The organism is Micromonospora endophytica (assembly GCF_003236305.1).
In the GTDB taxonomy this organism is placed as follows: Bacteria; Actinomycetota; Actinomycetes; order Mycobacteriales; family Micromonosporaceae; genus Micromonospora; species Micromonospora endophytica.
The window spans coordinates 1-11008 of the sequence record NZ_POTX01000203.1 but is presented as its reverse complement, the minus strand read 5'-3'; the positions used below and the strand labels follow the sequence as shown (position 1 = coordinate 11008).

Here is an 11008-nt window from a genome sequence, read left to right as displayed (position 1 = left end):
AACCCGCACCGCCCGCGCGAACCCGCACCGCCCGCGCGAACCCGCACCGCCCGCGCGAACCCGCACCGCCCGCGCGAACCCGCACCGCCCGCGCGAACCCGCACCGCAGGGCGGCGACGCGGTCAGCACCAGCGGCGTGGTGGGCGGTCGCGCCGGACGGACCGGTGCGCCGGACGGACCGCGCCGTGCCGGTGGGCGCCGGCCCAGCCGGGCAACAGGCTACGACAGCCGGCGGTGACCTCAGGTTCGGCCGGGGTGGCGGACTGCTGCGGTCCCACGGCGTCGACCGCACCCGGACGCGGCGCACCCGCCTCGGCGGCGATCGAGGGACGTGACGCCACCGGATCGGGGGCGGACGGACACGGCGCGGCCGACTCCCCGGCGCGGGGTCGCGGCACTCCGGGCTCGGCTGCTCGGGCACAACCCTGCTCGGCCTCCCCGTACGCCATCGGCCCCTCCTCACCTTCTCGCCTTCGCCGCCGGTGCCCACCCGGCGTGCCCTGCCACCGTACTGGCCGACCCCGACGCGCCACGCAGCGCGTACCCGGTCCGCCGGGGCGACGCTGCGGTACAGCGCCAGGTCAGGGCATGTCAGGCTGGATGGGTGAGTGAATCGGGCGGTACGCAGCTCTCGGCCACCCTGCGCCGGATCGAGCGGGCGGCCGGGGCGCTGGCCACGGCCAGTGTGAGCCGGATGGACGAGACGCTGCCCTGGTTCCGGGAACTGCCGGCCGACCAGCGTTCCTGGGTGATGGTGGTGGCCCAGGCCGGCGCCCGCTCCCTGGTGCAGTGGTTGAGCGCCGGCGGCGGGGCCGCCGAGGGGACCCAGGAGGTCTCGGACGAGGTGTTCGCCACCGCGCCCCAGGCGCTCGCCCGGTCGATCACCCTGGAGCAGACCGTCGCGCTCATCAAGGTCACCATCGACGTGGTCGAGGAGCAGGTGGGCGAACTCGCCGCCCCCGGCGAGGAGCCACAGTTGCGCGAGGCGGTGCTGCGCTACTCGCGGGAGATCGCTTTCGCCGCCGCCCGGGTGTACGCGCGCGCCGCCGAGTCCCGCGGTTCCTGGGACGCCCGCCTCCAGGCCCTGCTGGTGGACGCGCTGCTGCGCGGCGACTCCCCGGACGTGCTGGCCAGCCGCGCCGCCGCGCTGGGCTGGACGGACGCGCCGCCGGTGGCGGTGGCTGTCGGTCCGTCGCCCGGCGGTGAGGTCTCCGTGGTCCTGCACACGGTCTACCGCCAGGCCCGCCGGATCGGGGTGGAGGTGATCGGCGGGGTGCACGGCGACCGGCTGGTGATCGTCCTGGGCGGGGCGGCCGACCCGGTCGCGGCCACCGGCAAGCTGCTCACCGCGTTCGGCACCGGGCCGGTGGTGGTCGGTCCGGCGGTGCCGAGCCTGGACGAGGCCACCGAGTCGGCCCGGGCGGCCCTGGCCGGTTACCGGGCGGCGCCGGCCTGGCCGGCCGCGCCGCGTCCGGTGCACGCCGGTGACCTGCTGCCGGAGCGGGCGCTGGCCGGCGACGCCGAGGCCCGCCGGCGACTGCGGCACGACGTGTACGCCACGCTGGTCCGCGCCAGCGGTGAGTTGCTGGAGACGCTCGACGCCTTCTTCGCCGCCGGTGGCACGCTGGAGAGCGCCGCCCGGGCGCTGTTCGTGCATCCGAACACCGTGCGGTACCGGCTGCGGCGGATCGCCGAGGTGACCGGCTTCAGCCCGCTGACGCCCCGGGACGCGTTCGCCCTGCGGGTCGCGCTGACGGTGGGTCGGCTGGATCCGGTGGTGCCGAGCCCGACATTGGGTCCAGCGACCGGCAAAAGATCACAGAACAATGACGATCAACACCAATCTTTGTAGGATCCCGCCAAAGGTTCTAGTGCGGTTTGGTGTCACCCGGCACAGCGCAACCGAGGGGTATCCGGGAGAGTCATAGACGTGCTCGCCGTAATTTGTCCCGGCCAGGGTTCACAGAAGCCCGGCTTCCTGACTCCCTGGCTCGACCTGACCGGCACCGAGGCGCGGTTGCGCGCCTGGTCGGCGCTGGCCGGTGTCGACCTGGTGCGGCTGGGCACCATCGCCGACGCCGACGAGATCCAGGACACCGCACGCACCCAGCCACTGCTCGTCGCGGCCGCGTTGCTCGCCGCCGAGCACCTGCCGATGGAGGGTGTCGGCCTCACCGCGGGGCACAGCGTCGGCGAACTCGGCGCGGCGGCGCTGGCCGGCGTCCTGCCGGCGGAGGCGTCGATCACCCTGGCCGGAGTACGCGGCCGGGAGATGGCGGCGGCGTGTGCGCTGGAACCGACGGGCATGGCCGCGGTGCTCGGTGGCGACCCGGACGAGGTGCTCGCGGTGATCGGCGGGCACGGGCTGTACGCCGCGAACCACAACGGCACCGGCCAGATCGTGGCCGCCGGTGCGGTCGCCGGCCTGGAGAAGCTCGCCGCCGAGCCACCGACCCGGGCCCGGATCATCCGACTCAAGGTGGCCGGCGCCTTCCACACCCCGTACATGGCTCCGGCGGAGGCGGCGCTGGCCAAGGCGGCGGCCGGGATCACCCCGGGCGACCCGACCCGGGTCCTGCTGTCGAACCTCGACGGCTCCACGGTCCAGGACGGACGGGAGCTGGTGCAGCGCCTGATCCGCCAGGTCACCGCACCGGTCCGGTGGGACCTCTGCATGGCCGCCCTGGCCGACCTCGGTGTCACCGGGGTGATCGAGCTGCCGCCGGCCGGGACGCTCAGCGGCATGATCAAACGAGAACTCAAGGCGACCGGGCTGCCCGAGATCGTCACCCTGAACAACCCGGACGACCTGCCCGCCGCACGGGACCTGATCGCCCGCCTGGGCGGTCACGACGCAGCATCACCCAAGCTCAGTCCGAACGCGTCTCGTGTCGAGACCAATCATGGGGGCTCATCATGAGCGGTAGCAGGATCCTCTCCCTGGGGCACTACCAGCCGTCGCGGGTGGTGACCAACGATGAGATCGCCCAGCTGGTGGAGACCAACGACGAGTGGATCCGGGACCGGGTGGGCATCGTCACCCGGCGGATCGCCGGCAGCGAGACGGTCGCCGACATGGCCGCCGCCGCCGCCGAGAAGGCGCTCGCCGACTCGGGACTGACCGCCGCCGACATCGACCTGGTCGTGGTGGCCACCTGCACCTCGGTCGACCGCAGCCCGAACGTGGCCTGCCGGGTCGCCGCCAAGCTGGGCATCGACGCCCCGGCGGCGTTCGACGTCAACACCGCCTGCTCCGGCTTCGCGTACGCGCTCGGCACCGTCGACCACGCGATCCGCGCCGGCGCCAGCCGCAACGCGCTGGTGATCGGTGCCGAGAAGCTCTCCGAGTTCACCGACTGGACCGACCGCTCCACCTGCATCATCTTCGCCGACGGGGCGGGCGCCGCGGTGGTCACCGCCGCCGCCGAGGGCGAGGCGCCGGGCGTGGGCCCGGTGGTCTGGGGCTCGGTGCCGGAGCGCGGCGACGCGGTACGCATCGAGGGCTGGCGCCCGTACGTCAAGCAGGAGGGCCAGGCGGTGTTCCGCTGGGCCACCACGGCGCTGGCGCCGCTGGCGTTGCAGGCCTGCGAGCGGGCCGGGGTGGACCCGGCCGACCTGGCCGCGTTCGTCCCGCACCAGGCCAACTCCCGGATCATCGACGGGATCGCCAAGCGGCTGAACATCCCTCAGGCGATCATCGCGAAGGACATCGTCGAGTCCGGTAACACTTCCGCGGCCAGCATCCCGCTGGCCCTGTCCAAGCTGGTCGAGCGTCGCGAGGTGCCCTCGGGCGCGCCGGTGCTGCTGTTCGGCTTCGGTGGCGGTCTGACCTACGCCGGTCAGGTCGTCCGCTGTCCCTGAGACCCCCTGCGGCGCCCTGGTGGCGCAGGAGCGACAGGCGGCGTCGCCGCCGTCGAGAGAACCCGATGAGAGGAACCCACCGCAATGACCCGTGACGAGATCACCACCGGCCTCGCCGAGATCCTCGAAGAGGTTGCCGGGGTGAGCCCGGACGACGTGGCCGAGGGGAAGTCCTTCACCGACGACCTGGACGTCGACTCGCTCTCCATGGTGGAGGTCGTGGTGGCGGCCGAGGAGAAGTTCGGCGTCAAGATCCCGGACAACGAGGTGCAGAACCTGAAGACCGTCGGGGACGCCGTCAGTTACATCGAAGCGCAGTCCTGATCATGAGTCGTAGCGACGTCGTCGTCACCGGGCTCGGCGCGACCACCCCTCTGGGCGGGGACGTCGCGTCGACCTGGGACGCTCTGCTCAGCGGTCGCTCCGGGGTGAGTGCGCTCACCCAGGAGTGGGCCGGGCAACTGCCGGTCCGGATCGCCGCCCAGCTGGCGGTGGATCCGGCCGCCGTGCTGGACCGGGTGAAGCTGCGCCGGTTGGACCGTTCGGAGGCGATCGCGCTGATCGCCGCCCACCAGGCCTGGGCGGATGCCGGCCTGGTCGACTCCGGGCTGGACCCGGAGCGGCTCGGGGTGAGCATCGGCTCCGGCATCGGTGGCGCGGTCACCCTGCTCGCCCAGGACGACATCCTGGAGGCGTCCGGTCCCCGCCGGGTCTCCCCGCACACCGTGCCGATGTTGATGCCCAACGGGCCGGCCGCCTGGGTGGGTCTGGAACTCGGCGCGCAGGCGGGCGTGCACTCGGTGGCCAGCGCCTGCGCCACCGGCGCGGAGGCGATCGCGCTGGGCCTGGACATGATCCGGGCCGGTCGCGCCGACGTGGTGGTCGCCGGTGGCACCGAGGCGGTGATCCACCCGCTGCCGATCGCCGGTTTCGCCTCGATGCGGGCCATGTCGACCCGCAACGACGAGCCGGAGCGGGCCTCCCGGCCGTGGGACAAGGGCCGCGACGGCTTCGTCCTCGGCGAGGGCGCCGGCATCGTGGTGCTGGAGCGGGCCGAGCACGCCGCCGCCCGGGGTGCCCGGGTGTACGCGCGGCTTGCCGGTTCGGGCATCACCTCCGACGGCTTCGACATCGTGCAACCACATCCGGAGGGTGCGGGCGCGGTACGGGCCATCGCGAAGGCGATCGCCGACGCGGACGTGGCGAAGAGCGACATCGTGCACGTCAACGCGCACGCCACCTCCACCCCGGTGGGTGACCTGGCCGAGATCAAGGCGCTGCACCACGCGCTCGGTGACCATCCGGTGTTGACCGCCACCAAGTCGATGTCCGGGCACCTGCTCGGCGCGGCCGGCGCGCTGGAGTCGATCGCGACGATCCTGGCGATCCGCGACAGCGTGGTGCCGCCCACGATCAACCTGGACGACCCGGACGACGACCTCGACCTGGACGTGGCCGCCAACAAGGCTCGTCACCTGGACATCCCCGCCGCGCTGAACAACTCGTTCGGGTTCGGCGGTCACAACGTGGCGCTCGTCTTCACCCGCGTCTGACCTGCGGTCTCTCCACCCCTGCCGTCGCACCCGCGGCGCCGGCAGGGGTGCCGTCGTTTCCGGCTTCGGTCAGGTGCCGGCTCCGCTGCGTAGCATGAGGACGAATCCGAAAAAGGCACCTTGGGCGCCGCTCCGGACACATTTGACAACCGCCGAGAGTAATCTTTCGAATACGGCAGACCGTGTTATTTGCCGGTCACGGTTTCGCCCATCACCGGAAACCAAGTCTTCTTACTTTCCGACCCATGACAGGACCGCAAGGCTCCACTGAACCGGAGCATCTCAGCAACGCTGGAACACCACTTTTCGACGATTGTGGGCGCCCCGTTCCGACTCACCTCATCGGGCGCCGGACGCTGCTCGCCGCAGCAGGCGCGGCAGCCACCGGCACCCTGCTGACCGGCGCCTCGGCCGCAGCCGCGAGTCCCGGCCCCCATACCCCGAGCAAGTCCGTCCGCCGGCCGGAACGAGGGCACTACCTCATCACATCGGCGGCACTGGTGTCGGTGGACCCGACCATCGGCAACCAGGCCCGGGCCGACATCGAAATCAAGGACGGCCGAATCGTCCAGGTCGGATCCAACCTCAAGGTACGCGGCGCGAAAACCATCGACGCCTCCCGAATGATTGCCATGCCCGGTTTCGTGGAAACGCACTACCACATGTGGAGCGCGTTGGGCCGCAATTTTGTCTCGACCGGTTTCGAGTATTTCGCCGCGAAGTCGGCGACCGTCGCCGCCTACCAGCCGGACGATTTCTACCACAGCGTCCTACTCGGGCTGGTGGAGTGCGCGAGCGCCGGCATCACCACAGTCAACAACTGGGCGCACAACGTGCGCGGACCGGCGTACGCCGACGCCGAACTGCACGCGCACGCCGACGGTCTGGTCCGGGCCCGCTACTCCTACGGCCACCGCGACGGCCAACCCGCCACCCAACTGATCGACTTCGCCGACATCGACCGGGTCCGTGGCACCTGGTTCGGGCCGAAGTCGCCCTTTGACGGCCTGGTGCATCTCGGCGTCAACCTCCGCGGTCCCGGGACCCCGGCTACCTTCCTGGCCGAGATGACGGAGGTACGCAAGCGCAAGCTGCCCGTGTCGGTGCACTCCGGGCAGGGGCCCACCACCGCCGTACGCGCCGCTGATCTTGAGCAGCAGGGCTTCCTCGGGCCGGACTTCCTGCTCTGCCACGCCTTGCCGTTCGACGAGGCGGATCGGCAGGCAATGGTCCGTACCGGGGCTCCGGTCAGTTTCTCGGTCCACTCCGAACTGCGGCTGGGCACCGCCGGTGGGTTCCACGGCCAACTGCTGCGCATGCTCGCCGCCGGGATCACCGTCTCGCTCTCCTTCGACGCCAGTTCCCTGGCCCCGATCAACATGTTCGAGTCGATGAACGTGGCGTGGAATCTGGGCATCCCCTGGATCGGCAGCGACACGGCGTCGCTGCCGCCCGTGGTGTTCAAGCAGGCAATCGAGATGGCCACCATCAACGGTGCGAAAGCCCTCGGCCTGGACCAGGTCACCGGGTCGATCACCCCGGGCAAGCGGGCCGACATCATCCTGATCCGGGCCGACGACCTGAACATCGCGCCCCTCGGTGACCTGGAGTCGACGGTGGTCCGCTCCGCCACCCCGGCGAACATCGACACCGTGTTCATCGACGGCCGGATCGTGAAGCGCAACCGGGCGATGGTCAGCCACGACACCGACAAGGTGGTCCGCAATGCGGCTGCCGCCGCGCACGCCGTGCGGACCCGGGCCGGTGGCATCCTCACCCCGACCACCACGACCCCGCCGAAGTTCTGACCCCTCGCCGCAGCCCCTGCCGTCACCGCGACGGCAGGGGCTCACTTTCTGCCGGCTCGACCTGCCGCCGGTCGGCACCTCGGCGGTGAGCAGCTGAGCGAACTTGACCGCCAGCGGGTGTACCGCTTTGCTGAGCACCATCATGGATCAACAAACGGGGGAGAAACATCGTGGCACGACGGCTGCTCGCGGTGGCGGCACTGACCGCCGGGTTGCTGACCGGTTGCGGCGACGCCGGAGCTGACGGCAGCGAAGCGACCGGCGGGCCGGACGCGAGTGCGACGGGTGCGCCGTGGCATGACGAGGTGACCGCGGCCGGAGCGGCCGGCACGGTCGGTGCCGCAGCGCCCTGTCCGTTGCCTGTGACGTTCGGTCTGGCCGACGGGTGGCGGGCGGCGGCGGTGGAGACCCCCGATCCCGACGACGAGGTGGCCGCTGCCCTGGCCGAGGCGCTGGCCCGGCGGGGCGGCGCGACCTTACGCTGCGAGGTGGACGGGCGTGCGGTCACGCCGGGCTTCCTGCGGGTGTGGACTGCCGACGGCCCGGACGTGGCGGCCCGGCAGGCACTGGAGGCGTTCGTCGGCGACGGCGAGCAGGTGACCGAGCCGCAGTACCGCCAGTCCCGCGTCGGCGACCTCGACGTGGTCGAGGCGAGCTGGCTGAGCCACCGGGAGCTGCGCGACGAGGACGTCCGGGAGTGGGCGCTGGCGGTCCGGACCGGCGAGGCGACGGTGCTGGTGGAGGTCAGCAGCACGAGCTTCGGTGAGCCGCTCGACCTGGTGCCCGCGTACCGGCTGGCCCGCGACACGCTGGCCGCCACGGCCTGACCGCAGCGCCCGGCGCGTCAGCTTTTGCAGGTGGTGGCGGGCAGCCCGGACACCTTGACCGGGGACCGTCCCGCCGGAGCGGCCTTGCCCGCCAGCACGTCGGCGAGCGCGGCCATCGAGGCCCGGCTCGACGAGTACGTGGCGAGCAGCGTCGGTGAGGACGCCTGGGCCAGCACGTACGGGGTGTCCATGGCCACCGTGACGGCGGCGTCGGCGCGCAGGTCTGCCGCGCCGTCGCCGTACCCGACCAGGTGGACGACGGTGCCGCCGCTGTTCACCACCTTCACCCCGGCCGCGGTGAGCGCCTCGGTCAACGCGGCCCGGGTGTGCTCCCGGCCGCCGGAGGAGGTGACCGTGACCGGGCCCTGGACGGCTGTGGTGTCGCACCGGCCGCGCAGCACGGTCACCGCGGCGGCGGCCAGGGCGCGGGCCGCGTCACGGTGCGCCGGGGCGTCGAGCGTGGACAGCTCCGGCGTGGGCGCGCCAGCCAGGGTGAACTTCATGGTCAGTACGCGGGTGGCGGCCTCCACCAGCCGAGCCCGCGGCAACGAGCCGTCCTGCAACGCGGCGAGCAGCCCGTCGTACGCCTGACGCACGTTCGGTGGCATGAGGATCAGGTCGTTTCCGGCCTTGAGCGCGCGGACCGCGGCCTCCCCCGGGCCCCACCGCTTGGCCGGTGCCATGTTCATCCCGTCGGTGATCACCACGCCCTGGAAGCCGAGTTCGCCGCGGAGCACCTCGGTGAGCAGCTTGTGCGAGAAGGTCGCGGCCACCCCCGGATCGACCGAGCGTACGTCGAGGTGGGCGGACATCACGGCCAGCGCGCCGGCGTCGATGCCCGCGCTGAACGGCGGCCACGCCTCGGCCGCCAGCTTTGTGCGGGACTGGTCGAGCACGGGCAGGTCCTCGTGCGAGTCGACGGCGCTGTGCCCGTGCCCGGGGAAGTGTTTGAGCGTGGCGGCCACGCCGGCGGCCTGGAGGCCGCGTACGGCGCCACCGACCTGCTCCGCCACCCGCTTCGGGTCGGCGCCGAAGGACCGGGAGCCGATCACCGTGCTGCGGGTGACGAGCACGTCGGCGACGGGCGCGAAGTCGACGTTGATCCCCATCGCGGCCAGCTCGGTGCCGGCGGCCCGCCAGGCGGCCTCGGTCAGTGCGGGATCACCGGCGGCTCCGGCACCGAGCGCGCTGGGCAGCATGGTCACCCCGTCGGTGATCCGGGTGACCACGCCGTACTCCTGATCGGTGCCGATCAGGAAGCCCGCCGGCCCGGCGGTCAGCTTGCCGGCGGCCTCCTGCAGCCCGGTGGTCAGCTCCCGGACCTGCTTCGGGTTGTCGACGTTCGTGGTCTCCTGGTTGCTCTGGGTGGGGTCGTCGGCGCTGAAGCCCACCAGGATCAGCCCGCCGAGCCGGTACTTCTCGATCATCTCGGCGGGCGTGTCCACGCCGGCCAGGGCCTGGTTGCCGGCGGCCGATCCGGGCGAGACCTTCGTCGCACGATCGCCGTAGGCGTACGGCATCAGCACCTGGCCGACCAGGTCCTCGTCGGCGAACCCGGCGACCAGGGCGACGGCTCGCGCCGCCGGGTCGTCCGGTGCGGCGCTCGACGGCGGCGGCGACTCCGCCGGGGCGGAGGTCGGTGCCGGTTGTGGGCGCGGCTCGGCGCCGGTGCAGCCGGTGACGAGCAGCACGGACGCGGTGACGAGAGCGGCGGCGACCCGCCGGGTGGTGGTCGACACGCGGACCATCCCACCAGCCCGTCGCACATCGGGGCAACTCGACCCTGGGGTGGGCAGGCTCTCAGCCCACTCGGGTGAGCAGGGTCACCGGAGCGCCGTCCCCGGCGTAGCGGTACGGCTCCAGCTCGGCGTCCCAGGCGCTGCCGAGCGCCTTGTCCAGGGCGTGCGCGAGCGCTTCCGGCGCCCGGGCGGCGGCCATGATGCTGCGCAGCCGGTCCTCACCGAGCTGGATGTCGCCGGCGGCACCGACGGTGGCACGGAAGAGTCCCCGTCCGGGGACGTACATGAAGCGTTCGCCGTCGGCACCGGGACTGGGTTCCTCGGTGACCTCGAAACGGATCATGGGCCACTGCCGGAGGGCAGCGGCCAGCTCGGCGCCCGTTCCCGGGCGGCCGGACCACCCGCACTCGGCCCGGCGGGCGCCGGGGTCGACGGGCTGGGCGGTCCATTCAAGGTTGACCGGCGCGGCGAGGACGCGCGCGATCGCCCACTCGACGTGTGAACACACGGCGAGCGGGGTCGAGTGGACGTATACGACGCCACGCGTTGGCACGGAGACCTCCCGGAGACCGAGGTGCGTCTTCCCCTACGACCTCGCCCGACCGGGCCCGTTGCTGGAACACATGATGACTCGTGTGACGGATGGTACGCCAGGGAATCGGAAAATCCGTGCCTCGGAAATACCCGGACAGGTGATCGCGGTTCCACCTCGTGACGCCGCGATGACCAGCCGGGATCGTGGTTCGTGTACAGTTCCATCGGCGGCCTGTGCCGCGTAAGCCTTCGCGGGGTCACCCCTGGTGTCATCCCGCACAGCCCCCGGACGTTTCGTCCTCCGTACGTCTTGCAAGGAGTACCTCCGTGGCGAGCAACACCTCTAAGACCGCGCGCGCGTCAGTCCGGGCCGGCCAGGCTGGCCAGGGTGGCGCCCTCAGCGTGCTGGGCGAGTTCAAGTACCTCATCCCGCTCAACGGCGGCAAGCACGCCTACGTGCGGAACCTGACCAACGGCAAGACCGCGCACCTGCGTACCGACTCCGAGGCGTTCGTCGAGGAGATCCGGGTGCTGGCCGCCGCCGGTCACGCCGCCAAGATCCGGGCTGAGATCAACGGTCTCAACGCCGCTCACCCGGGCGACGGCTGGGACGCCACCGAGAAGCGCCTGGTCGAGGCCGGCGTCTTCGAAGCCTGAGCCCCCCCACCTCCCGCACCACCCCGAAC

General features: G+C 72.1%; 11 protein-coding genes. 8 read left to right on the top strand and 3 right to left on the bottom strand.

Annotated elements, in window-relative coordinates; genetic code table 11:
- Nucleotides 1-122 precede the first annotated feature (122 nt).
- A complete protein-coding gene (locus C1I93_RS23420; protein WP_111245452.1) occupies nucleotides 123-449 on the bottom strand; it encodes a hypothetical protein in 327 nt (108 codons plus the stop codon).
- Between the two features lie 62 nt (nucleotides 450-511).
- Here C1I93_RS23420 and C1I93_RS23415 point away from each other — a divergent pair, with 62 nt between their 5' ends.
- The 7 genes from C1I93_RS23415 (at nucleotide 512) to C1I93_RS23385 (ending at nucleotide 8049) form a co-directional block, all read left to right on the top strand.
- Complete coding sequence (locus tag C1I93_RS23415) at nucleotides 512-1852, top strand: PucR family transcriptional regulator (RefSeq protein WP_420811738.1); 1341 nt, start codon at nucleotides 512-514, stop codon at nucleotides 1850-1852.
- A gap of 78 nt (nucleotides 1853-1930) precedes the next feature.
- The gene (locus tag C1I93_RS23410) at nucleotides 1931-2920 is read left to right on the top strand and encodes an ACP S-malonyltransferase (protein ID WP_111245450.1); all 990 of its coding nucleotides are present in this window, start codon (nucleotides 1931-1933) and stop codon (nucleotides 2918-2920) included.
- On the top strand, nucleotides 2917-3861 hold the full coding sequence (locus tag C1I93_RS23405) for a beta-ketoacyl-ACP synthase III (RefSeq protein ID WP_111245449.1): 945 nt from the start codon (nucleotides 2917-2919) through the stop codon (nucleotides 3859-3861). Before C1I93_RS23410 ends, C1I93_RS23405 begins: the two co-directional genes overlap by 4 nt.
- 84 nt (nucleotides 3862-3945) lie before the next feature.
- The gene (locus C1I93_RS23400) at nucleotides 3946-4185 is read left to right on the top strand and encodes an acyl carrier protein (RefSeq protein ID WP_111245448.1); all 240 of its coding nucleotides are present in this window, start codon (nucleotides 3946-3948) and stop codon (nucleotides 4183-4185) included.
- A gap of 2 nt (nucleotides 4186-4187) precedes the next feature.
- Nucleotides 4188-5414: a beta-ketoacyl-ACP synthase II gene (gene fabF / locus C1I93_RS23395; RefSeq protein ID WP_111245447.1), complete on the top strand. Its 1227-nt coding sequence runs from the start codon at nucleotides 4188-4190 to the stop codon at nucleotides 5412-5414.
- A 245-nt stretch (nucleotides 5415-5659) separates the two neighbouring features.
- Nucleotides 5660-7222 (top strand): amidohydrolase family protein, encoded by a 1563-nt coding sequence (locus tag C1I93_RS23390; RefSeq protein ID WP_111245446.1) that lies wholly within the window; start codon nucleotides 5660-5662, stop codon nucleotides 7220-7222.
- A gap of 170 nt (nucleotides 7223-7392) precedes the next feature.
- A complete protein-coding gene (locus C1I93_RS23385; RefSeq protein ID WP_223256335.1) occupies nucleotides 7393-8049 on the top strand; it encodes a lipoprotein in 657 nt (218 codons plus the stop codon).
- A gap of 17 nt (nucleotides 8050-8066) precedes the next feature.
- On the opposite strand, the gene C1I93_RS23380 is transcribed toward C1I93_RS23385, so the two are convergent.
- The gene (locus tag C1I93_RS23380) at nucleotides 8067-9797 is read right to left on the bottom strand and encodes a glycoside hydrolase family 3 protein (protein WP_111245444.1); all 1731 of its coding nucleotides are present in this window, start codon (nucleotides 9795-9797) and stop codon (nucleotides 8067-8069) included.
- Nucleotides 9798-9849: 52 nt separating this feature from the next.
- A complete protein-coding gene (locus C1I93_RS23375; protein ID WP_111245443.1) occupies nucleotides 9850-10341 on the bottom strand; it encodes a DUF3145 domain-containing protein in 492 nt (163 codons plus the stop codon).
- Between the two features lie 308 nt (nucleotides 10342-10649).
- Between C1I93_RS23375 and C1I93_RS23370 the strand changes: the two genes are divergently transcribed.
- A complete protein-coding gene (locus C1I93_RS23370) occupies nucleotides 10650-10979 on the top strand; it encodes a hypothetical protein (RefSeq protein ID WP_111245442.1) in 330 nt (109 codons plus the stop codon).
- Nucleotides 10980-11008 lie beyond the last annotated feature (29 nt).